At 33.1% G+C, this 21,744-nt stretch carries 21 protein-coding genes, 3 tRNA genes and 2 pseudogenes; 10 read left to right on the forward strand and 16 right to left on the reverse strand.

Annotation, left to right across the window (positions count from 1 at the left end):
• Nucleotides 1–36: 36 nt before the first annotated feature.
• Both GOY07_RS01840 and typA read right to left on the reverse strand, forming a co-directional pair.
• Nucleotides 37–213 carry a hypothetical protein gene (locus GOY07_RS01840; RefSeq protein WP_175837773.1) on the reverse strand — a complete coding sequence of 59 codons (177 nt, stop codon included), beginning with the start codon at nucleotides 211–213 and terminating at the stop codon, nucleotides 37–39.
• A gap of 47 nt (nucleotides 214–260) precedes the next feature.
• Nucleotides 261–2,087, reverse strand: a complete 1,827-nt coding sequence (gene typA, locus GOY07_RS01845; protein ID WP_175837775.1) for a translational GTPase TypA — start codon at nucleotides 2,085–2,087, stop codon at nucleotides 261–263.
• A gap of 135 nt (nucleotides 2,088–2,222) precedes the next feature.
• Between typA and GOY07_RS04640 the strand changes: the two are divergent.
• Nucleotides 2,223–2,399: pseudogene (locus tag GOY07_RS04640) on the forward strand (IS630-like element ISWpi10 family transposase); the annotation flags it as partial.
• 81 nt (nucleotides 2,400–2,480) lie between these two features.
• A pseudogene (locus tag GOY07_RS04645) lies at nucleotides 2,481–2,708 on the forward strand (IS630-like element ISWpi10 family transposase); the annotation flags it as partial.
• 29 nt (nucleotides 2,709–2,737) lie between these two features.
• Here the strand turns inward: GOY07_RS04645 and GOY07_RS01855 are convergent.
• Both GOY07_RS01855 and GOY07_RS01860 read right to left on the reverse strand, forming a co-directional pair.
• Nucleotides 2,738–3,715 carry a glutamine amidotransferase gene (locus tag GOY07_RS01855; RefSeq protein WP_175838512.1) on the reverse strand — a complete coding sequence of 326 codons (978 nt, stop codon included), beginning with the start codon at nucleotides 3,713–3,715 and terminating at the stop codon, nucleotides 2,738–2,740.
• A gap of 91 nt (nucleotides 3,716–3,806) precedes the next feature.
• Nucleotides 3,807–3,879, reverse strand: a tRNA-Phe gene (locus GOY07_RS01860).
• 81 nt (nucleotides 3,880–3,960) lie between these two features.
• Here GOY07_RS01860 and coaD point away from each other — a divergent pair.
• Nucleotides 3,961–4,467 (forward strand): pantetheine-phosphate adenylyltransferase, encoded by a 507-nt coding sequence (coaD, locus tag GOY07_RS01865; protein WP_175837777.1) that lies wholly within the window; start codon nucleotides 3,961–3,963, stop codon nucleotides 4,465–4,467.
• A gap of 66 nt (nucleotides 4,468–4,533) precedes the next feature.
• Nucleotides 4,534–4,731 (forward strand): zinc-finger domain-containing protein, encoded by a 198-nt coding sequence (locus GOY07_RS01870; protein ID WP_175837778.1) that lies wholly within the window; start codon nucleotides 4,534–4,536, stop codon nucleotides 4,729–4,731.
• A gap of 13 nt (nucleotides 4,732–4,744) precedes the next feature.
• Here the strand turns inward: GOY07_RS01870 and GOY07_RS01875 are convergent, their stop codons facing one another.
• The 6 genes from GOY07_RS01875 to rpsB all read right to left on the reverse strand — a co-directional run bounded on the left by GOY07_RS01875 (nucleotide 4,745) and on the right by rpsB (nucleotide 9,163).
• Nucleotides 4,745–5,371: a phosphatidate cytidylyltransferase gene (locus GOY07_RS01875; RefSeq protein WP_175837780.1), complete on the reverse strand. Its 627-nt coding sequence runs from the start codon at nucleotides 5,369–5,371 to the stop codon at nucleotides 4,745–4,747.
• A complete protein-coding gene (uppS, locus tag GOY07_RS01880) occupies nucleotides 5,361–6,056 on the reverse strand; it encodes a polyprenyl diphosphate synthase (RefSeq protein WP_175837782.1) in 696 nt (231 codons plus the stop codon). The genes GOY07_RS01875 and uppS overlap by 11 nt, the downstream gene beginning before the upstream one ends.
• Before the next feature lie 90 nt (nucleotides 6,057–6,146).
• Nucleotides 6,147–6,704, reverse strand: coding sequence for a ribosome recycling factor (gene frr, locus GOY07_RS01885; RefSeq protein WP_175837784.1), 558 nt, complete (start codon nucleotides 6,702–6,704; stop codon nucleotides 6,147–6,149).
• Nucleotides 6,705–6,713: 9 nt separating this feature from the next.
• A complete protein-coding gene (gene pyrH / locus GOY07_RS01890; RefSeq protein ID WP_175837786.1) occupies nucleotides 6,714–7,454 on the reverse strand; it encodes a UMP kinase in 741 nt (246 codons plus the stop codon).
• Nucleotides 7,455–7,464: 10 nt separating this feature from the next.
• A complete protein-coding gene (gene tsf / locus GOY07_RS01895; protein ID WP_175837788.1) occupies nucleotides 7,465–8,334 on the reverse strand; it encodes a translation elongation factor Ts in 870 nt (289 codons plus the stop codon).
• Nucleotides 8,335–8,377: 43 nt separating this feature from the next.
• Nucleotides 8,378–9,163 carry a 30S ribosomal protein S2 gene (rpsB, locus tag GOY07_RS01900; protein ID WP_175837790.1) on the reverse strand — a complete coding sequence of 262 codons (786 nt, stop codon included), beginning with the start codon at nucleotides 9,161–9,163 and terminating at the stop codon, nucleotides 8,378–8,380.
• A gap of 184 nt (nucleotides 9,164–9,347) precedes the next feature.
• Between rpsB and GOY07_RS01905 the strand changes: the two genes are divergently transcribed.
• Nucleotides 9,348–9,421, forward strand: a tRNA-Asp gene (locus GOY07_RS01905).
• 855 nt (nucleotides 9,422–10,276) lie between these two features.
• On the opposite strand, the gene iscX is transcribed toward GOY07_RS01905, so the two are convergent.
• The 3 genes from iscX to rpsD form a co-directional block, all read right to left on the reverse strand.
• Nucleotides 10,277–10,471 (reverse strand): Fe-S cluster assembly protein IscX, encoded by a 195-nt coding sequence (gene iscX, locus GOY07_RS01910; protein WP_175837792.1) that lies wholly within the window; start codon nucleotides 10,469–10,471, stop codon nucleotides 10,277–10,279.
• Nucleotides 10,472–10,514: 43 nt separating this feature from the next.
• A tRNA-Leu gene (locus GOY07_RS01915) sits at nucleotides 10,515–10,602 on the reverse strand.
• A gap of 10 nt (nucleotides 10,603–10,612) precedes the next feature.
• The gene (gene rpsD / locus GOY07_RS01920) at nucleotides 10,613–11,227 is read right to left on the reverse strand and encodes a 30S ribosomal protein S4 (protein WP_175837794.1); all 615 of its coding nucleotides are present in this window, start codon (nucleotides 11,225–11,227) and stop codon (nucleotides 10,613–10,615) included.
• 119 nt (nucleotides 11,228–11,346) lie between these two features.
• Here rpsD and tkt point away from each other — a divergent pair, with 119 nt between their 5' ends.
• The gene (gene tkt, locus GOY07_RS01925) at nucleotides 11,347–13,332 is read left to right on the forward strand and encodes a transketolase (RefSeq protein ID WP_175837796.1); all 1,986 of its coding nucleotides are present in this window, start codon (nucleotides 11,347–11,349) and stop codon (nucleotides 13,330–13,332) included.
• 399 nt (nucleotides 13,333–13,731) lie between these two features.
• On the opposite strand, the gene secD is transcribed toward tkt, so the two are convergent.
• Nucleotides 13,732–15,246, reverse strand: coding sequence for a protein translocase subunit SecD (gene secD / locus GOY07_RS01930; protein ID WP_175837798.1), 1,515 nt, complete (start codon nucleotides 15,244–15,246; stop codon nucleotides 13,732–13,734).
• A 1,236-nt stretch (nucleotides 15,247–16,482) separates the two neighbouring features.
• Nucleotides 16,483–17,088: an orotate phosphoribosyltransferase gene (gene pyrE / locus GOY07_RS01935; RefSeq protein WP_175837800.1), complete on the reverse strand. Its 606-nt coding sequence runs from the start codon at nucleotides 17,086–17,088 to the stop codon at nucleotides 16,483–16,485.
• 217 nt (nucleotides 17,089–17,305) lie between these two features.
• On the opposite strand from pyrE, the gene GOY07_RS04190 reads away from it, so the two are divergent.
• Nucleotides 17,306–17,449, forward strand: a complete 144-nt coding sequence (locus GOY07_RS04190) for a hypothetical protein (protein WP_218938980.1) — start codon at nucleotides 17,306–17,308, stop codon at nucleotides 17,447–17,449.
• Between the two features lie 408 nt (nucleotides 17,450–17,857).
• Here GOY07_RS04190 and GOY07_RS01940 read toward each other — a convergent pair whose 3' ends face one another.
• Complete coding sequence (locus tag GOY07_RS01940; RefSeq protein ID WP_175837802.1) at nucleotides 17,858–18,010, reverse strand: hypothetical protein; 153 nt, start codon at nucleotides 18,008–18,010, stop codon at nucleotides 17,858–17,860.
• 473 nt (nucleotides 18,011–18,483) lie between these two features.
• Here GOY07_RS01940 and coxB point away from each other — a divergent pair, with 473 nt between their 5' ends.
• The 3 genes from coxB to GOY07_RS01955 are packed head-to-tail and all read left to right on the forward strand — an operon-like array spanning nucleotide 18,484 to nucleotide 21,704.
• A complete protein-coding gene (gene coxB / locus GOY07_RS01945; protein ID WP_175837804.1) occupies nucleotides 18,484–19,248 on the forward strand; it encodes a cytochrome c oxidase subunit II in 765 nt (254 codons plus the stop codon).
• A 16-nt stretch (nucleotides 19,249–19,264) separates the two neighbouring features.
• Complete coding sequence (gene ctaD / locus GOY07_RS01950) at nucleotides 19,265–20,815, forward strand: cytochrome c oxidase subunit I (protein ID WP_175837805.1); 1,551 nt, start codon at nucleotides 19,265–19,267, stop codon at nucleotides 20,813–20,815.
• Between the two features lies 1 nt (nucleotide 20,816).
• A complete protein-coding gene (locus GOY07_RS01955; RefSeq protein ID WP_175837807.1) occupies nucleotides 20,817–21,704 on the forward strand; it encodes a heme o synthase in 888 nt (295 codons plus the stop codon).
• Nucleotides 21,705–21,744: the final 40 nt, after the last annotated feature.

Genomic DNA, 21,744 nt, shown 5'->3' on the forward strand with positions numbered 1-21,744 from the left:
AACTTCTATGAAATTCCTTCCTAAAGTTGTTTAATCTTAACCTGATAGGTTTTTTGCTATTTTTATTACTACAATTTTGGTGCCTTTCTCTTTAGTAAAATCAAGTTTATCTTCAAAGATGGCTGCCTCTTTCTGCAAAGAAACTATTCTTCCTTTAAGGTCTACATCATTTTTTAAATCTAGAAATTTAGAAAAAGCTACAATTAAGTACAATTAGGAAACGTTAGTAATTATACACTACTATTGACAATTTTCAACTTCTATTTACTCTTTGCTCTTTCTGCACGTTTACGTTCATTTGGATCGAGAAATTTCTTGCGTAGGCGTATAGATTTTGGAGTGACTTCCACCAATTCATCATCATCTATATACGCTATCATGTCTTCTAGAGTCATTGTTTTTGGTGGGGTAAGTTTTATAGCTTCATCACTACCTGCAGCTCTTATGTTTGTTAATTGCTTACCTTTTAGTACATTTATCTCTAAATCATTGTTACGATTATGCTGGCCAACAACCATACCACAATATACCTTATCTTGTGGTTTAATAAACATGATTCCTCTGTCTTGCAGGTTAAAAATTGCATACGCCACAGCCTCACCCTTATCCGTAGAAATCAAAACTCCATTACGCCTTCCAGAAATTGGACCATTATATGGAGCATAACTGTGAAATAGACGATTGATTATACCAGTACCGTGAGAATCAGTTAAAAACTCTCCTTGATAACCAATCAATCCCCTTGATGGCACTAAAAATGTTAACCTTGTTCTGCCATTACTAGAAGGCCTAATATCAGTTATTTTGCCTTTTCTGAAGCTGAGTTTTTCCATGATGATTCCACCATATTCATCGTCTACATCAATTACTACTTCTTCTATAGGTTCAAGCTTTTTACCGCCTTCTTCTTTAAATAATACTCGAGGACGCGAAACTGAAAGTTCGAAACCTTCTCTTCTCATATTTTCGATCAACACTCCAAGCTGCAGTTCACCACGTCCACCTACTTCAAATGCTTCACCATTTGGCGTTGGGGTTACGGTAATTGCAACGTTTGTTTCTGCTTCTGCATATAAACGATCCTTTATAATAGTGGAAGTAAGTTTTGTTCCCTCTTGTCCAGCAAAAGGTGAATCATTAACACTAAGAGTAATTGCCATTATCGGCGGATCAACCGGAGTTGAGCTTATTGCAGTTGTAACTTCTAATCCAGCTATAGTATCTGAAACTGAAGCTTTTGCAAGTCCTGCAATTGCGATTATGTCACCTGCTACAGCCTGCTCTACTGGAATACGTTTTAAGCCAGAAAATGAAAGTAACTTAGTTAATCTCCCTCGTTCTATTACCTTATCATTAAGATTAAGTACCTTAAGATCTGAATTAACTTTTGCAATTCCTTGATAAATTTTTCCTGTCAATATTCTGCCAAGAAATTTATCAGATTCAAGTAAAGTAGCTAGCATAGCAAAAGATGCATTTTGATCATAATTGGCAGGTTTTATGTAATCTATAATCGCTGAAAATAATGGACTTAAATCTTTTCTTTCATCAGAAAGTTCTTTAATACACCAGCCGTTTCTACCAGAGGCATACAATACTGGAAAATCTAGCTGCTCGTTAATTGCATCAAGATTAAAAAACAGTTCATATATCTCGTTCAGCACTTCATCAATTCTGCTATCTGGTCGGTCGATCTTATTGATTATTACAATTGGCTTCAAATCTGCTTTTAGTGCTTTTGACAATACAAACTTAGTTTGTGGCATAGGACCTTCTGCAGCGTCAACCAGTAGCAGCACGCCATCTGCCATACATAATACCCTTTCTACTTCTCCACCAAAATCTGCATGTCCTGGTGTATCAATAATGTTGATCTTTTCGTCACCCCACATTATTGATGTGCATTTTGCAAGTATTGTAATTCCACGTTCGCGCTCTTGATCGCCGCTATCCATCACTCGCTCTTGAACTTCTTGATTATCACGAAACGTGCCACTTTGTTTTAACATGTTATCAAGTAAAGTAGTTTTTCCATGATCAACGTGTGCGATTATTGCAATATTACGGATCGATTTAGATTTATTCATTTTTTATCATTTTAAAATTAATTTAGTAATAAGTATACATGTAATACGTTTGGAGTAAATAGAACTCTGCATTCGGCAGTGCATTGAAAAAACTAAAAGAAACCATGTTGAGGTAAGCAAAATAGCGAAGTTTAAATAGCATTGAAATCGAAATTATTAGATAAAAAAGTCGTGAAATCAGCAAAAGAAATGCTGAAGGAAGTGCGAAATAACGCATATGTATAAAAAAACTAAATACTATAATTGTAGCAAAAAGCACAGTATAACAGCCGTAGCAAAATATGTTTCATTTCAAGAACAGACCTAATTGCATAAATAAAGCACCTAAGATTTTGAAGAAATAAAAATTATTTACTTCCCTCCAATTTAATGGATAAATGGGTTTATTGTGATAGGTCAAAAAATTTAAAGATACCTAAAAATATCTAGATTATATGCCTATCGCCATACTTACCTGAGCTCAATCTTATTAAGAGATTTTGGTTATATATAAAACAGAACATTTTATATAATAAAGTTTATAATACAATTGCTCTGCTTGAGAGCACTTTGTGCAAATTTATTACCTCTCTTTCTTCTCACTCTACAATTAAACGACTTTGCAATTTTATTGGTCATTAAATCTCAATCAAAGTCCTCATAATGCTTCATTAAGTACGATAAAGAAAATCGTTTATAATTGCTATAGCAACCAGTGTTGAAACTTGATGTGCCTTGTAGTTGGATAAGTGGAGTCTTTTATCTGACTTTACAATAAGTCCTTCTGGATGACTTTGAAAGTAAATGTTACCATGCTTATCTTCAATAGCTTCTATTATTCCATTGTTGGAGAATGCTGCAATTTTATATCCAAGCAACCCCAATTTCTTCCTGTTTTCTGACGTATTGCTCACTAACCATGAATGAGCACCTGGGAAATATGCTGAAAACCAGCCATTTTCGTTAGGTGGTAAAAATTTAGCTACCACCTCTGCTAGACGACTATTTGGAATGATCTTTATCTGCTGGAGAGAAATACCTTCTTGCTGTGAATTAGGCACAGATTTCAAATGAGATCCTTTCTGTTCTTCATTGTTTACAAAATTTTTCGCATGTACTACTTCAATTCCTTTTGTGCTCATAATTCCTTGTAAGCCACCACATATGCCAAGCAAATGAATTGTAGGATTATCATCGACTATTTTCACAATAGCTTCAATAACAAGCTGGTAACAAGGAGTAGGCGGAAAGGGTTCTGAATGTAAATTATAGCAATTTCCAAGAATAAGTATTCTGTTTATTTTGTACTTCTTAATGAAGTGCCCAACTTTAATTTTTATTTGGTCTAACATCAGCTTTTCTGCTAGCAGCTTGTCTTGTTTTGTAAGGCTAAGTGATTCTTCTTGGATTTTTTTAAGGTTAAAATCGATAAGCACAGTTTTAGCTCCAAGATTGTTGAACATCTCATAGAGATTTTGAAATAAGCCAAGTTCATGTTGATATGCTTCTTTTTCTGTTTTTAACAGACCAACTACTATATCACTGTCTATTTGATATGCACTTTCACTAACGTCAGCATAAATGATATTACTTAATAATAGAACTATAATTAATAGGGTGTTAAACATTTTATTATAATATTGATATATTATGATTTATTTTCTCAATATCCATACTAATATTATAATACATTACAAAATATTTTACAATAAAATATTAGTTTTGACAAGAAAGGAAAAATGGCCTGAGCAGGAATTGAACCAGCGACACAAGGATTTTCAGTCCTTTGCTCTACCAACTGAGCTATCAGGCCAACTGTCTGTTTTCATTTTTAGGTAAAAAATGTTATTATGTCTATCAAAAGTTTTTAAAGCGATTTGTATAAAAATAAATAATGAACATTAATAGTAGAATAGGTATTTATCCAGGTACATTTGACCCTATCACCTTTGGACATATTGACATAATAAAAAGAGCATGCAAGATAGTAGATAGACTAATTATTGGTGTTGCAGAAAATATTAATAAGCACACTACTTTCGATACAAAGCTACGTACAAGCATGGCTAAAAATGAAATTAAAAGATTAGGAATTGACGTAAATGTTGTATCTTTTAATGGATTATTAGTAAAATTTGCTAAAGAGCAGAACGCTTCTGTTATTATTAGAGGATTAAGAGCAGTGTCAGATTTTGATTATGAGTTTCAGATGAGTTGGGTAAACTATAAACTTCTTCCTGAAATTGAAACCGTCTTTCTTCCTGCTTCTGAGGATGCTCAGTTTATCTCATCAAGTTTTGTAAAAGAAATAGCGAGATTAGGAGAGAGTGTTAGCAAATTTGTGCCAGTGGGTGTTCAGAAAGAGTTGATTGATTTAAACAGGATAAGAAGTGAAGAATAGTGTTTATTTTCTATTCCTAAACATATATATTCAATACATAAAATATTATAAATTACAAGGAGCAACATGGCAGAAGTGAGGGTTAATAAAAGAAAAGTTTGTTGTCATGGTGATGAAAACAACGAGGGTTCTGGTCACCCATTAATATACTTAGATATGGGAGAAGAGGAGAAAATAGCTTGTCCTTACTGTGAAAAGACATTTATTCATGACTGCACTGTAGAAGCAGTCAAGGAGGAAGTAATGGCTAAGGATGAGCTTTGATAGTACTTGCTAGTTAACTTATATAGATGACAATAAAGGGAGTGGTGAAAATGAAACTGTCCATACGGTCAAGTATTCCTCCATGGCCAGGTATTACACTTCCACTATCTTTAACATTATAGATTCTTTTGACAAGTGATTCAGTAAAATCTCCAAGTTGTGCTAGAAGAGCAACTGCAAGTCCAATGATTGGAGAATGCAAAATTGAAAATAGGCTAAAAAGTATTGATCCCAAAATTGTACACACTATTCCAGCTAAGATTGCACCAAGAAGTCCTGACCAAGTTTTGCCACGGCTAATAATTGGGCAAATTTTAGCCCCACCAAAATTTTTTCCAAATAGATAGGCAGTGATATCGATGCTCCAAATAGTTAAGATGAGCCATATTAACGTGTACTTTCCTTGTGGTAGATTGTATAGATATATTAATGAGGCATTTGGTAGTGCAATCAATAATAATGCGAAAACATACAAGATTCTGTTTCCCTGGGTTAGGTTATGCCATTCAAAGGAAGATAAAATTGCTATCGAAAAAATTAATAAGTAAAACGATAAATCACTGAAATATGTTGCAAAAGAAAATATGAGCAATATTACGATTGAGGATAGTGTCCTAATTATAAAATTATTATCTGCCATATCTTTTTTCTCTTTTTGTATAATCTTCTAATGCTTTGCTCAAATCTTGACAAGAAAAATCAGGCCATAAAGTATCACAAAAATACAATTCAGCGTAGGCTGCTTGCCATAATAAAAAGTTACTTAACCTTTTTTCACCACCAGTGCGAATTAATAAATCTAACTTTGGCAGATTTCTAGTATATAGAAATTTCTCAAATTCGCCTTCTGATATACAATCAATATTTTCTCTTGTGATATTCCTTACAGCGTGTATAATTTCTTGTTTTGCTCCATAGCTGACTGCTATGGTAAGCAATAGACCATTGTTCTTACGTGTCATTTCTTCTACTTTTTTAAGCTGGTCAAGTATTTTTTTAGGTAAGAGACTTAAATTACCAATAAAATTCAATTTAATGTTATAGTTGTAAAAGAAATTAACTTTATCTCCATCAGTTAGAATGGAGTAAAATAAGTCAAATAGACAGTCAGTTTCTTCTTTAGGTCTAAACCAATTCTCCATGGAAAACGCGTATAAAGTTAAATAGGGTATGGTTAGAGCTGTACAATACTTAGTAATATTATATGCAACTTCACTACCCTTTCTATAAGCATCAATTTTTACCATTCCTCTACTGTTTGCCCATCTAATGTTACCATCCATAATGATTGCTAAATGTTTTGGTAGAGACTTAAGATTCAACATTTAGAATTCCCTAGTTCTGACTTAAATGAAATTTTCTAGATCACAGTGCCTTGGCACTGAAATGATGTTATTCACTACTTTCATATTCGCTTAGTAATTTAATATATCCTTTTCTTTGATAGATAGTTCACCATCAATTTTTTTAATATTATCATTAGTAATATCCTGTATTTCTTTTTTAGCATTATAAAAATCATCTTCTGAGATTTCTTTATTTTCCTGCATTCTTTCTATTTCTTCCATAATATCTCTGCGTATATTCCTAATGGCAACCCTCGCATTCTCAGCAAATTGGTGCAATAACTTTACCAACCTTTTACGGGTTTCTTGCGTTAGATCTGGGAGAATTATACTTATGATATTACCCTCAATAACAGGGTTTAAATTTAGGTTAGCATTTAATATAGCATTTTTTACTTCACCTATAATGCTAATGTCCCAAACTTTAATTAACAGGGTTTTATTGTCTATAGCTGAAACACCTGCAACTTGATTTAGTTTTTGATGCCCACCATAGATATTTACAACTATTCCATCAAGTAATGATGCGCTAGCTCTACCAGTGCGTATACCTTTAATATCATTGTGAAAAGATTGAATAGTTTTTAGCATCCTTCCTTTTGTTTTAGTTTTTACGTCGTTTAACATAAATTACTGTTATTTACAATTTGAAACTATGGTGTAAGTACCATAACCTTTAACAATATTGACTATTTTTTCTTCTTTCAAAGAAAAAACTATAATTGGAATAGAATTCTCACGTGCAAGTGAGATTGCTGATGCATCCATGACTTTTAAATCACGAGTTAATAAATCTATGTAAGAAAGTCTATCATACATTATAGCATCTTCATTTTTTTGGGGATCAGCAGAGTATACACCATTTACTTGTGTGCCTTTTAAGATAGCATCACAATTTGTTTCAACAGCACGTAAAGCTGCAGCTGTATCTGTAGTAAAAAATGGATTACCTGTACCTGCTGCAAAGATCACTATTCTACCCTTTTCTAAATGACGAATAGCTTTCCTTCTTATATAAGGTTCACATATAGTGGACATAGGTATTGCAGAAAGTACCCTAGAACTTACTGAATTTTTCTCTAAAAAGTTTTGTAAAATTAAAGCATTTATTATAGTTGCAAGCATTCCAATATAATCACTGCTCGCTCTTTCACAACCACTCAAAGATGCAGATGCGCCGCGAAAGATATTACCACCACCAACAACAATGCATACCTGAACTCCAAGCTTGTAAATGTCAGCTATATCTTTACATAACTCGCCTATGACTCCCATATCATGACCAAAAGGCTGAGGTCCCATCAAAGCCTCGCCAGAGATTTTAAATAATATTCTGGAGTATTTTATTTTACTTCCTTCATCAGTTGAGGCATGCATTTTAAGTTACTTAACCTTTACCACTTAAAACAAGCAGCTTGTAATCGGATAGTTCAACTGAAGCATTAACACTAGACTCACTTAATCTCATGAAATCAAAAATTTTCATTTTGTCATCCTTTATAAACTTTTGTTCTAGTAAAACAACTTCTTCATAGTACTTAGCCATTCGACCGTCTACTATTTTTTTCGTCACTTCTTCAGATTTATTTAAACCTTTTACTTGCTTTTCAATTATAGAACGCTCATTGTTTACCTTTGTTTGATCTAAGTTATCTATAGAGAGAGCTTCAGGTTTCATAGCAACTATATGCATTGCTATTTGTTTTCCAACTTCTTGCAACTTTGACTTATCGCCAGATGATTGCAATGCAACCAAAGCACCAGTCTTACCTAAGCTATGCACATCACCATGCACATAACCGGCAATAACTCCGTTTTTAGCTTCTAGATAACAAAGCTTACTTAGTTTTAGCTTTTCCCCAAGAACTGATGTACCATTTATGATAGCTTCCTGCACTGTGCCAATGCCTTTGTATTTGGCGTTTTTCAATTTATCAATGCTAGTACAGCGTTCTTGGTAAGCAATTAATGCTAAATTTGAAATTAGTTCTATAAATTTCTCATTTCTTGCAACAAAATCAGTTTCGCAATTCAGTTCAATCAATACACCACAGCTTTCAGATAAATGCATAGCAATTAGTCCATCTGAAGCTACTCTATCAACCTTTTTGTCAGCTTTAGCAAGCCCTATTGCACGTAACTTATCAATGGCTTCCTTGATGTTACCACTGCACTCCTCTAACGCTTTTTTACAATCACTTAAACCAAGCCCTGTCCTGTCACGTAGTTCCCTTATATTATCTTGATTTATCTTCATTTGTTATTACCTCCTTTTCGTTTTCATTATAAACTTTACTACGTCACTTTTTAGTTCGTATAATGCCATCTCCTTTTTTTTGAATAAGCTCTTCATCTTTTATATCACCAACTTTGACTCCTGACCTTACCAAACTAGCTTCTATTCCAGCTAATATAGAGTCAGCAGCTAATCTACAGTAGAGCTCTATTGATTTTCTTGAGTCATCATTTCCCGGTATAGGGTAAGTAATACTATCTGGATCAGAATTAGTATCAAGTATTGCAATTACCGGAATTTCTAATTTTTTAGCTTCTTTGACTGCAATGTGCTCTTTATTAGTGTCAATGATGAATAAAATATCTGGAACTGCTCCCATTTCTCTAATACCACCCAGCGCCTTATCAAATTTCTGCCTTTTCTTTTCAATATTTCCCAATTCCTTCTTCGTTAAGATGTTATTTTCATCATTTAGTATCTTCTCATATTGAATTAGCGTTTTTATCGAAGAAGAAATAGTTCCCCAGTTAGTAAGCATACCACCGAGCCATCGATAATTTACATAATATTGACCACAACGAACCGCTTCACTTGCAATAATATCCAAAGCTTGAAATTTTGTACCAACAAACAGAATACGTCCACCTTGAAATGCAACATCATATAAAACTTTCATGGCTGCCTGTAACAATGGTAATGTTTTCTGCAGATCAATTATATGTATATGATTTTCTTGATGTATCCCATATATGTATGGAGCCATTTTTGCATTCCAGCGACTAGTTTTATGACCAAAATGTACGCCAGATCCAGCCAAATCACGTATAGTGACTCTAGGTAAATTTGTCATACTCTTATCCTCCAAATAGTTTATCCTCCATGGCAGAACCCTTAATAGGACTACTTGCGTGAGCCATGTGTGAAATTAAATTATTTGTATAATAATATATTAAGACAACAAAATGCAAACAAAAAATATTGACAAAAAGCAGTGCTTTTATTAACTTTAAAGTTAATAATACCAAAGACAAATGGGGGGTGTAGCTCAGTTGGTTAGAGCGCATGCCTGTCACGCATGAGGTCGTGAGTTCAAATCTCATCACTCCCGCATCTCATCTTAAATTATAGTTTTAAACTAGCTATACTAATCTTAGTGTACAAGCACATAATAACACAGTGAAATAGACCTCCTGTATAATCTAGAAAAAGACAAGTTACTTTAATGTTTAAGAAACTTGCAAAACGTGGAAAAGAAAGGCAAAAGAAGCCCTGATTATACCCAATTAGCACTACACAAAGTGAAGAAAGGGTACATACTGAAAAATAAACGCTGAAGAAACTGTAAAATAACGCATATATGCAAAGAAATTAAATGCTGTAATTGCGGCAAAAAAGCACAGTATAACAGCCGTAGCAAAAATATATTGCATTTCAATAACAGCATTGACTACATAAATAAAGCATATAAAATTTAGAAGAGAAGTAAAATTGTTTACTCCCCTCAATGTTGTAGAAAAATTAGATTAAATTAAAGTCAATAATTAGGAGTATTTTTCTTTCTTAAATTATAATTTAAGTAGCAAGGATAAATTGTAGTTGGCATACATTCAAAAATTGGATACTAGTGGTTTAAAGAGGGCGTTAAAACACATGTTAAAGTAAAGTTAAGCAGGGAAAATTTTTATCTCTACAGTACAATTAACCCTAGAAATGAAGGAATTCTAGCTTATTTACACTGAATGTTAACACATGATTGTATGAATATATTTCATAATAAATGTTATAATATTTTACAACGCGATAAGCCTTTCTTATTATGGATTGTGTTAATTAACATAAATTAAAAATTTTAAATTACCTAAAGATATTGATTTGTGCAAATTTATTGCATCTCTTTCTCATTCCGTAGTTCAACAGCTTTGCAATGTTATACCATTTGACTAATTGATAATGAGAATTTGTATTAAGATCTTTCCTCAATCCAAGCTGCTTGAATAGCTTCAAGTATTTTTTCATTGCAATGTTTTTCATTATCACTAAATCCTTCTAGATTTAAGACTTTTTCCTTAAGCTTAGTAAAGCTAATGTTAATTATATCCTCACTTGGAAATTTTTCTTCCAAAGCTTCTGCGATATTTTCTACATCAAGCCATTTCATATATACCTCCTAATAAATTTTCATATCTTCTGATAAATTAAATTGGTGCCCATGAGGAGACTTGAACTCCCAAGGTTCACAAAACCCACGGATTTTAAGTCCGCTGCGTCTGCCGATTCCGCCACACGGGCTCTTTATTATTTACCTAGAGTAGAACTCTACTACTAAATTAACTTCCATATCTGCTGAATAAGGAACTTCGGAATATTGAGGCGTTCTTAAATACTTTACTGAATACTCTTTACTGTCTGCCTCTAAGTAATCAGGAGCCTTGCGCTCTTGTTTTTGTGTGGCCTCTACTATTATAGGAATTTTTGCTGCCCTCTCTCTTATTTTTACTATATCACCAGGTTTTACTCGATAACTTGGTATATTAACAACTTTATCATTAATTGTAATATGTTTATGAGATATGAGCTGTTTCGCTGAATAAATTGTTGGCACAAGGCCGGAGTGGTATAAGACAGAACTTAACCTTGATTCTAAAATACCAATAAAGTTATCAGCTGTATAACCTTTTCTGTTATAAGCATCTAAAAAGGTACGCCTGAGCTGCTTACTTGAAATTGCATAGTAAAACTTAAACTTCTTATGCGCAGCAAATTGCTTACCAAAATCAGATAACCTTTTGAATCCAAGTATGCCACGCTGACCTGGAGGATATTTCCTTTTATTTACTGGATCTTTTGCTCTACCCCATAAGTTTATACCAAGTCTACGACTGATCCTATACTTTCTATTGATAATAGTTGTCATATTAAAACTCTCACAATTTAACTCTAGGTTATTAAGGATTTTAGCATTGAGTGTCAACTTGTTTTTACCAATATAATTTCTTATACTTCACTTTCACTTTTGAGTTTTTCTATTAACACATGAATCGCTTACCTTTAGAATCCATGGCAAATGCCGTCCGTTTTTTATCAATTGATGCAATACAGAAAGCGAGCTCTGGGCATCCAGGTATGCCACTTGGAATGGCAGATGTTGCAGCTGTACTATTTGCTAAGTATCTTAATCATAATCCTAACGATCCTAAATGGTATAATAGAGACCGTTTTGTTCTATCAAATGGCCATGGTTCAATGTTGCTATACTCTATATTATATTTGACGGGTTATATTAGTATAGATGAGCTAAAAAACTTCAGGCAACTCACATACAAAACTCCAGGTCATCCAGAGTTTGGTTTGACTCCTGGAGTAGAAGCAACAACAGGCCCATTAGGGCAGGGGTTTGCTACTGCTGTTGGCATGGCACTTGCTGAGTCGATACTTGAAAAGCAGTTTGGAATCAATCACTACACTTATGTAACACTAGGGGATGGTTGTCTCATGGAAGGAATAAGCCATGAAGCAGCATCACTTGCTGGACATCTTAAATTGAATAAGTTGATAGCCCTTTTTGACGATAATGATATTTCTATAGATGGTGCTACTCACCTTTCTTGCTCTGATGATGCTGAAAAGCGTTTTTTAGCATATAAATGGAATGTTAACAAAATTGATGGCCATGACTTTAACTCTATATCTCTTGCAATAGAACAAGCGCAAAAGTCTGACAAACCTACATTGATCTGCTGCAAAACCATCATTGGAAAATTCTCAAGTCGTGCCGGTGCGCCTTCTGCTCATAGTGGTGCTTTTACGGAGGAAGATATAAAACAGATGAGAGAGAAATTAAACTGGAATTACGAGCCATTTTATGTACCAAAAGACGTGAAAAATGCTTGGATGGAAACGGTTGAGAGAGCAAAACTAAATTATAATTTAGTTTCATTTCAGTGGTGTCAAGCACTGAAATCTAATAAAAATAAAGAGCTTCAAAGAAGGCTGGATAAACGCTTACCAGATAATATCAATGATGATTTAGCTAACTTAAAGAAACAAATACATAAAACAATGCCAAATGAATCTACAAGATCTTCTTTTGGCAAGATAATGGAACTTTTAACTAAGTCTATGCCAGAATTAATTGGAGGATCTGCTGATCTTACTGGATCAAATTGCACTAAATATAAGCATATGAAGGTAATAGATAGTAATAACTATAGTGGCTCTTACCTCCATTATGGAGTGAGAGAACATGCTATGGCTGCTTGTATGAATGGGATGGCTCTTCATGGTGGAATTCTTCCTTATGGCGGCACTTTTTTGGTATTTTCTGATTATTGCCGACCTGCTATACGTCTTTCAGCTTTAATGAAACAACAGGTTATATATGTAATGACTCATGATTCAATTGGAGTAGGAGAAGACGGTCCAACTCACCAGCCGATAGAGCATTTAATTTCTTTGCGTGCTGTGCCAAACTTGTATATTTTTAGGCCGACTGATGCAATTGAAACTCTAGAGTGTATTAGCATTGCATTAGAAAAAAAAGAGTCACCTACACTATTTGCGCTTTCAAGGCAAAACTTGGGCTACATGCGCAAATTCCACTCTGATGTGGATCAATCTACTAACTTGTCAAAGTTTGGTGCATACATTTTGTGTGAATGCTTAGAAAAGTTAGAAGTGACAATATTTGCAACTGGATCTGAAGTTGAAATTGCAATTGAAGCGAGAAAAAAATTGCAGAAAAAAGGTATAGGTACAAGGGTTATTTCTATGCCATGCTGGAGACTTTTTGATGAGCAAAGCGATGAATATAAAGAGGTAATATTAAATAATAACAGCGTTAAAGTTGCAATTGAAGCTGGAAGTGAAATGGGCTGGCATAAATATATAGGTTCAAATGGTATATTTATCGGCATGAAAAGCTTTGGAGAATCAGCACCTTATAAAACACTTTATGAATATTTTAATATCAATGCGGATCATGTAGTAAAATATGTGTGTGAGAAACTGGTTTATATCTAAGCATGAGAGCTATAAAAATCACTTGAAAATTTTAGCTAGCCTTCCTTACTGCAGTTAATCTAGAAATGGAGAGAGTTTTAATTTACTTATACTGAATGTTAGGCATTGGTTATATAAATACATTTCTTGAACAAATGTTGCAATAAAGGATACGAGAAGCCTTTCTTACTATGGATTATGATAATTGACATAAGTCAGAAGTTTATAAGGTACCTAAAAATATCGAAGATTACATATTTATCACTATACTTACCTGAGCTCTTCAAGACTATTGCCGTAATAAAGTCTATAATGCAATTGCTTTGCTTGAGAGCACTTTATGCCAAATTCATTACATCTCTTCCTACTCTACAATATTACTTACTTGACTTACTAACAATGAGAATTGATATTAATAACTTAAAGCACCAGCTTTTTGGGGTTGATACATAATTTTATTAGGAGTTTTGTGACTGTAATTGCAGAAAACATTGAGCATAAGGTCCCTATCGATAGGGTAACAGAAAAGCCTCTAATTGCTCCTCTACCAATAACAAACATTATCCCAGCAGCAATTAACGTAGTGATATTTGAATCAAGGATTGTCTTTATTGCATTCTTAAATCCTTCTTCAATAGCGCGAACTATTCTTTTTCCTGATCTTACTTCTTCACGAATACGTTCAAATATCAAAACATTTGCATCTACTGACATACCGACAGTTAGCGCAATGCCGGCAATTCCAGGTAGAGTAAGAGTTGCTTCAAGTAAGGTGAAAATTAACAGTATGGAGACTACATTAAAAAGCAGTGCAACAGAGGCCAATAAGCCTAATTTGCCGTAAATGATAATGATAAATAAAGCAACTGCTATGGTAGAGATTATCGCTGCTATTTCTCCTGCTTTTATTGACTCTTCTCCAAGACTTGGACCAATATTTTTTTCTTCTATTATTTCAAGTGGTGCTGGTAATGCGCCAGATTTTAAAAGTATTGCAAGTTCGCTTGCTTGTTTTTCAGTAAAATTACCACTAATTTCTCCCTCTCCATTTAGAATTGGTTCACGTATTGCTGGCACAGTTAAGACTATGTTATCTAAAACAATTGCAAAGGGCTTTCCCACATTTTCTTTAGTGATTTTTGCGAATTTTTTACTTGCTATGCGATCAAATTTAAAATGTACTGTTGGTTTACTAAATGAACTAAATCTAACTGATACGTTAAGCAGGGAATCACCGCTTATTTCAGTCTTGCGGAATATTGGGTAAGAATTACCTAAAGAATCCTTGAGTATGACAGTTGTTTCGTGGTCTATATCCTGTATTTTAGTTACGTTAGTGTTCGCTAAATGGAAAGTTAGCTTAGCAGTTTTGCCAAGCAGAGATTTTATTTGTTCCGTACTTTCTACTCCAGGTACTTGAACTAATATCTTATTCTGTCCTTGTTTTTGTATACTTACCTCTTTAGTACCAAGTTTATCTAAACGCTTTTGGACATTATTTATTGACTCTGAAACTACTTGATTGGTTAAAGAATCCTTATAATAAGGCCTGTATGAAATGAAAATCGAAGTATCTTTTCTACTCATCTCTAAATTTGGGTTTATTTTATGAATTAATGCTGAAACTTTTTTATGGTCATCAATATTATTTAAAATCACAACTACTTGTTTACCGCCTTGTACACTAGATTCAATGTTTTTTGTCAGCAGGCTTTCTTTTATCTCATCGGCTAATATACTCAACTTTTCTTTGAAATAGAAATCCAAATCTACACTAAGGAGTAAAGATGACCCACCTTTTAGGTCTAGCCCTAAGCTTATTCTCTTTTTTGAGATGAAAAACTTATTATCAAAGAAATTTGGCAGTATTACGTATAAGGAGAATAAAAAGATACATAACACTGATAAAGATTTAATTATAAGGCTATTGCCCATAAATTGCAGGTTTAAAATTGTAGTGTAAGTTAAAAATGGATTTTTGTAAAATTTCCTATCATCTAGTTAATCTATGTTATATAACTTTTCAATCTGGATGGTTAAAACAGTAAGAGGTTTTGTACTTGGCGTACTATTGTTTAATTTTTTGTACTAAAGGTGTTCGAGACATTACCTTTAGTAATACCAGTTCTCTTTTTGTAGAAAGTGCCTCAAGCAAAGCAATTGTATTATAGACTTTAATTATATAAAATGTTCTATATTTATTTTAAGAAATATATTCATACAATCAGCGTTAACATTTGGTGTAAAGGTACTTTATCCATGAAGTTAGCGCTATTCTTGAAATGAAACATTTTTTTTACTACATAAGCTAGAACTATCTCCATTTCTGGATTAACTGCACTCTAATTTTACTTTAACCTGTGCCTTAACGCCCTTTTTAAACTATACGTATCCAACTTCCTAATGTACCAAATTATACGGTTCATCAAAGAAAAATAACTCTTGTTTAAGATACTTACCAATAGTCTCATTAAGTTTTTTAAAAATTCTTCCTGTTTCACTTTATCTTGTTCAAATTAACTCTGATTTAATCCAGTTTTTCTGGCATATTAAATGGAAGTAAACAATTTTTTTTCTTCAAAATTTTAGCTGTTATACTGTGCTTCTTTGCTACAATTTGTGTTATTTTGTATTTTCTTCAGCATCTCTTTAATGTTAATTTCATCATTTTTATCCAATAATTTTAATCTAACACCATTTAAACCTCGCCATTTTACTTGCTTTAGTATGGCTCCTTTTTTATTACTTTCTATCTATTCTTTGATATAGAAATAATTGGTATTAGTATTGATGGATTTTTGAATTTAAACCGAACTTTTTCTTTAAATTCAGCATTTTCTATTTTTGATGTTCTGTTCTCTAAGCTCTAAACTTTTATTCTCTCTTTCCAATCTTTCTATTTTGCTTCTAATTTTGCCATTTTCCATTCTAAACTTTAGTGCAAAGTCCTAAAAGATTTACTATCATTACCTTATTTTTGCTACATTATTATTCTTTAGTACTATCTTGTTCGTTTTATCTTACCACTCCGCCAAATGGATAGGAAATTTACTAGAAAAAAAGAGAGGCAAAATTCGTGGTAGAAGTTCTTGCTCTCTAATTCTGCAAATAGGTAAAAAAGCTAGAAATGTTATAAATATAAGGCGCATTTAGATGATATTGAAAGTAAGATTACTTTGAGGAGCAATTACTTAAATATTCCCTGCTTCCTGGTTTTATTACAGGCAGTTTTTTCAATTTTTCAGGAAGCTCTGCTTCGCTGTAATTTTTAATGCTGAGCTCAAGTAAAGATATAACAGGAAAAGGTAATTTTGTTTCACTATTCCTCTTTATTAGGGAAGCTTCAGCAATGACTTTACCTCCCATATCTTCTGCACATTTCACAGCTTCAAGTGAAGATTTACCTGTAGTTATCACATCTTCAACTAGTAATATTTTTTCACCTTGTTTGATTTCGAATCCACGGCGCAGTTCAAATTTGCTATTAACACGCTCGCAAAATATTGTTTTCATTCCAAGTTGTCTGCCAATTTCATAGCCCACAATTACCCCACCAATTGCAGGAGAGAGTATTAAATCTATAGAGCTGTTTAGTTCTTTTTTTATCTTATTTGCCAGTAGCTCACAGATTTTCATTGCTTTATTTGGATTCTCAAAAATCTTAGCGCATTGTATATATGTATCACTGTGCAGTCCTGATGACAGCACAAAATGTCCGTGCAAAATCGCTCCAGTTTCCTTGAATTCTTTTATTATTGGATTATCTTTATCTAACATTATTTTTAAGTTTCACCTTTATATTCTTTATTAATTATCTGAGTTACACAAACATCGGACCAGGCATTTATTGAAGTTTCAAACATATAGATGATCGTGTAATACCAGTTTACCTTACACAAGGGACAGATAGACAATATATGGAAAAGAAGCCATGCTGAAGTAAGTAAAATAGCGAGGTTTAAGTGGCGTTGAAATTATTGAATGACAAAAAGTTGTGGAATCAGCAAGAGAAATGCTAAAAGAAGTGCAAAATAATGCATATGTTGCAAAAAACAAATGCTATATGAATAAAGCATCTAAAATTTTAAAGAAAGTAAAATTGTTTACTCCCTTCAACTTTGTAGAAAAATTGGATTAAATCATGGTCAATTTGAATAGATTAAAGTATTGCAAAGTTGTTTAATTATGAAGTGAGAAAGAGAGGTAATAAATTTGCACAAAGCGCTCTCAATCTAGAATTATCCATGATAAAAAAGGCTTATCTTATAAATTATACATTTATTCAAGAAATATATTTATACAATTAGTGTTGATATTTGGTCTAATAAAGAGATGAAGTTTTTATCTACCTAATTTTACTTTAACCTTATTCTAGTGCTATTTTAAACTAACCGTATCCAGCTTTCGAATGTGTGTTAAATCACGATTTATCAAAGATGAATAACTCTTGTTTGTGATGCTTACTAATAGTCTCGATATGGGAATATTATGGTTTTCTTGTATCTATTTTAAATTGACTCTGATTTAATCCAGTTTTTCTACGAAGTTAAAGAAAAGTAAACAATTTTACTTTCTTCAAAATTTTAGATGTTCTATTCATATAGCATTTGTTTTTTGCAACATATGCATTATTTTGCACTTCTTTCAGCATTTCTCTTGCTGATTCCACAACTTTGTCATTCAATAATTTCAACGCCACTTAAACCTCGCTATTTTACTTACTTCAGCATGGCTTCTTTTCCATATATTGTCTATCTATTCCTTGTATATAGGAAATTTTATATTGATATATAGTAAGTTCTATGGTTATTTTCTATAATATATAAATATTGGTGTAAGCCAGTATACTGATATATGAATTAAATAAATTTACCATAAAGTTTAGTAGTGTCTGTTACTGCTTTTAGGTGTGAGGCTAGAGGGTTATTAGCAATAACAGACACTACTAAACTTATTATAAAATTTACTTAAAGTAAATACTTAATTTAAAATATTATAATATTTTAACTTAAAACAGATTCATGTAAATGCTTTTTTCTCAAATTAGTATTATAATTATAGCTATTGAATGCTAAAAAAATATTAACCATTGCTAATTTCTGCTTGCATAGTAAGTTTATATATACTATTATCATAGTATGTCAATGTCACTTAATTTTATAGAAAATAAACATGGTGAAGTTGTTAGCGCTGTTGTTAATATTTTATTCAAGTATATCAGTTGCTTCTGCTCCTACTTCTTGGCAGTTTGGGTTTCCTGCTCCTGCAACTGAGATAATGGAAGTTGTAGCTAAGTCACATTCGTTTGTGATGAGTGTAATGGTTACAATAATGCTTTTTGTGTGGGCGTTACTAGCTTATGCAATGTTTCGCTTTCGTAAAAGTAAAGTGACAAATATAAGTAAAACTCATCATAATGTCTTTTTAGAAATTGTTTGGTTTGTTATACCAATGATTATTGTTAGTGCATTGGCTTTTAAAAATGCCAAATTACTTAAGCTACAGGAAAAAATACCTAAAGCTGATATAATACTAAAAGTTATTGGTCATCAATGGTATTGGAGCTATCAATATCCAGAATATCAAGGTGTGTCATTTGATAGCTATATTAAGGAAAAGGGCGATTTTGTCAAAGGAGATTTGAGACTGTTTTCTGTTGATAATAACGTAGTTTTACCAGTCAATACTAACGTTCGTTTGCAAGTGATAGCAGGAGATGTGATACATAGCTGGGGGGTGCCAGCTTTTGGTGTAAAAATCGATGCAATACCAGGTAGGCTTAATGAAGCATGGTTTAATGTCAAAAAACCTGGTATTTATTATGGGCAATGCTATGAATTGTGTGGTCAAGGTCATGGATTTATGCCAATTGTTATTGAAGCAGTAAGTAAGGAAGATTTTAGTAAGTGGATTGAAAATAAAAAGTTAGCAAGTTAAATTTGGGGTATAGATTATGAGTGACGTACCAAAAGGTATAAGACGTTGGCTATTTTCTACTAATCATAAAGATATAGGAACTCTATACATTATTTTTTCTATATTAGCTGGAATTATTGGTGGATTATTATCTGTAATTATTCGTACTCAGCTAATACACATTAATGTATTCAACAACAACTATCAATTATATAACGTAATGGTTACAGGGCATGCGTTAATAATGGTATTTTTTATGATAATGCCAGCTCTAATGGGAGGATTTGGTAATTGGTTTGTGCCTCTTATGATTGGTGCATTAGATATGGCATTTCCTCGTATGAACAACTTAAGTTTTTGGTTATTAGTGTCATCTTTTATTTTGTTTATCTTTTCAGTGTTTGTTGGTGAAGGTCCTGGAACAGGTTGGACTTTGTATCCACCTTTATCACAAGTGATGTTTCATCCAAGTGCAGGAGTTGATCTTGCTATATTTGCACTCCATGTTGCTGGTATATCGTCGATTGTTGGAGCGATTAACTTTATAGTTACTATATTTAACATGCGTGCAAAGGGAATGTCATTGACTAAGATGCCACTGTTTGTTTGGTCTGTTTTACTAACGTCATTCATGCTAATTGTTGCCTTGCCAGTGCTTGCTGGTGCTATTACTATGCTGCTTACTGATCGTAATATTGGTACTTCCTTTTTTGATCCTGCTGGTGGTGGTGATCCTGTGTTATTTCAGCATCTATTTTGGTTTTTTGGTCATCCTGAAGTTTATATAATTATTTTTCCAGCATTTGGCATCATAAGCCAAGTTGTGTCAACTTTTTCTCATAGGCCTATATTTGGTTATATGGGAATGATTCATGCTATGCTAGGTATAGCAGTATTTGGTTTCATGGTTTGGGCTCATCATATGTTCACTATTGGGCTTAGTGAGAACATTGCTGTATTTTTTAGCACCACCACAATTTTTATTGGTGTTATAACTGGTGTAAAGGTCTTTAGTTGGATTGCAACTATATGGGGTGGAGCGATCGAATTTAAAACACCTATGCTATTTGCACTTGGTTTTATTTTTATGTTTGTTGGCGGCGGCACAACTGGAATAATTCTGTCTCATGCTGGAATAGACAAGCTTTTGCACGATACCTATTATGTTGTTGCTCACTTTCATTATGCCATGTCGCTAGCTGCTTTATTTGGAGCTTTTGCTGGCTTTTATTATTGGATAGGTAAAATGTCTGGTAAGCAATACAATGAGTGCCTGGGGAAAATACACTTTTGGCTTATTTTTATTAGTACAAATATCACTTTTTTACCTCAACATTTCCTTGGATTAGCTGGTATGCCAAGACGTATACCTGATTATCCTGACGCGTTTATACCTTGGAATTATATATCCTCAATTGGTTCATACATGTCCTTCATTTCAGTTATGTTTTTTGTGTTTATAGTTATACATCTCTTCAAATGGGGCAAGAAAGCTGGAGATAGTCCTTGGGGAGGTGATACTTTGGAGTGGACGGTGTCTTCACCGCCACCTTTTCATGCTTTTGAAAAACCACCAATGATAAAATAGAATGCACACAAATACTTTGTTCAATGTTGAATCGACAGTATTAGATTTTTGGCATTTACTGAAGCCAAGGGTAATGTACCTTGTGGTATTTACTGCAGTTGCTGGAATAGTTGCTGCTCCAGGTAATATTCATCCTTTTCTGGCATTAGTATCTCTTATGTGTATTGCTCTTGGCTCAGGATCTGCAGGTGCTATAAATATGTGGTATGATAGGGACATAGATCTGCTCATGAAAAGAACAAAAACTCGTCCTATACCTTCTGGTAAGGTTTCTGCAGAAAGTGCACTTGAACTTGGTGTAACTCTTGGAATATTGTCAGTATTCATTATGGCAATAGCAGTAAACTATGTTTCTGCTATTTTGCTTGCAGTTAGTATATTATTTTACGTTTTCATATATACAATTTGGCTCAAAAGGCGTACTCCGCAGAATATTGTTATCGGTGGTGCATCAGGTGCCTTTCCTCCAATGATTGGCTGGGCAGTTGTGACTAATTCTGTGAGTTGGGGAAGTTTTGTTCTATTCTTAATAATTTTTATGTGGACTCCGCCACACTTTTGGTCCTTATCTTTAAATAATTCTGAAGACTATGTGAAAGCGTCAGTTCCAATGTTCAATATTGTTTATGGCGCAGAGAAAACAAGAAAATATATATTAGTTTATAGTGTATTGCTGGTATTGACTAGTTTACTTCCAGCCTTATTCTTGAGAAAGGTTTTATTTTATCTAGGTATGGCAATCTTTGGAGGTTGCATTTTTATCTGGTATGCTGTATCTGTTATGAAATTGAAAGATCACAACTCACAAAAAAGAATGTTTTCTTATTCAATTCCTTATCTATTTTTTCTGTTTGCTAGTATTATTTTATGTTCTATTGATTTGTTTTGAGTATGAAAGAGCAGCAGAAACATAAAAACTATTTTTTACT

This window comes from Wolbachia endosymbiont of Litomosoides sigmodontis (assembly GCF_013365435.1).
Taxonomy (GTDB): domain Bacteria; phylum Pseudomonadota; class Alphaproteobacteria; order Rickettsiales; family Anaplasmataceae; genus Wolbachia.

Coding starts and splice junctions, on each gene's coding strand:
- GOY07_RS01870 (WP_175837778.1), top strand. CDS start 4,534: ATGGCAGAAGTGAGGGTTAATAAAAGAAAAGTTTGTTGTCATGGTGAT.
- pyrH (WP_175837786.1), bottom strand. CDS start 7,454: ATGCATGCCTCAACTGATGAAGGAAGTAAAATAAAATACTCCAGAATA.
- GOY07_RS01875 (WP_175837780.1), bottom strand. CDS start 5,371: ATGGCAGATAATAATTTTATAATTAGGACACTATCCTCAATCGTAATA.
- GOY07_RS01955 (WP_175837807.1), top strand. CDS start 20,817: ATGCACACAAATACTTTGTTCAATGTTGAATCGACAGTATTAGATTTT.
- iscX (WP_175837792.1), bottom strand. CDS start 10,471: ATGAAATGGCTTGATGTAGAAAATATCGCAGAAGCTTTGGAAGAAAAA.
- tkt (WP_175837796.1), top strand. CDS start 11,347: ATGAATCGCTTACCTTTAGAATCCATGGCAAATGCCGTCCGTTTTTTA.
- frr (WP_175837784.1), bottom strand. CDS start 6,704: ATGTTAAACGACGTAAAAACTAAAACAAAAGGAAGGATGCTAAAAACT.
- rpsD (WP_175837794.1), bottom strand. CDS start 11,227: ATGACAACTATTATCAATAGAAAGTATAGGATCAGTCGTAGACTTGGT.
- tsf (WP_175837788.1), bottom strand. CDS start 8,334: ATGAAGATAAATCAAGATAATATAAGGGAACTACGTGACAGGACAGGG.
- pyrE (WP_175837800.1), bottom strand. CDS start 17,088: ATGTTAGATAAAGATAATCCAATAATAAAAGAATTCAAGGAAACTGGA.
- typA (WP_175837775.1), bottom strand. CDS start 2,087: ATGAATAAATCTAAATCGATCCGTAATATTGCAATAATCGCACACGTT.
- coaD (WP_175837777.1), top strand. CDS start 3,961: ATGAACATTAATAGTAGAATAGGTATTTATCCAGGTACATTTGACCCT.
- rpsB (WP_175837790.1), bottom strand. CDS start 9,163: ATGACAAATTTACCTAGAGTCACTATACGTGATTTGGCTGGATCTGGC.
- secD (WP_175837798.1), bottom strand. CDS start 15,246: ATGGGCAATAGCCTTATAATTAAATCTTTATCAGTGTTATGTATCTTT.
- ctaD (WP_175837805.1), top strand. CDS start 19,265: ATGAGTGACGTACCAAAAGGTATAAGACGTTGGCTATTTTCTACTAAT.
- coxB (WP_175837804.1), top strand. CDS start 18,484: ATGGTGAAGTTGTTAGCGCTGTTGTTAATATTTTATTCAAGTATATCA.
- uppS (WP_175837782.1), bottom strand. CDS start 6,056: ATGTTGAATCTTAAGTCTCTACCAAAACATTTAGCAATCATTATGGAT.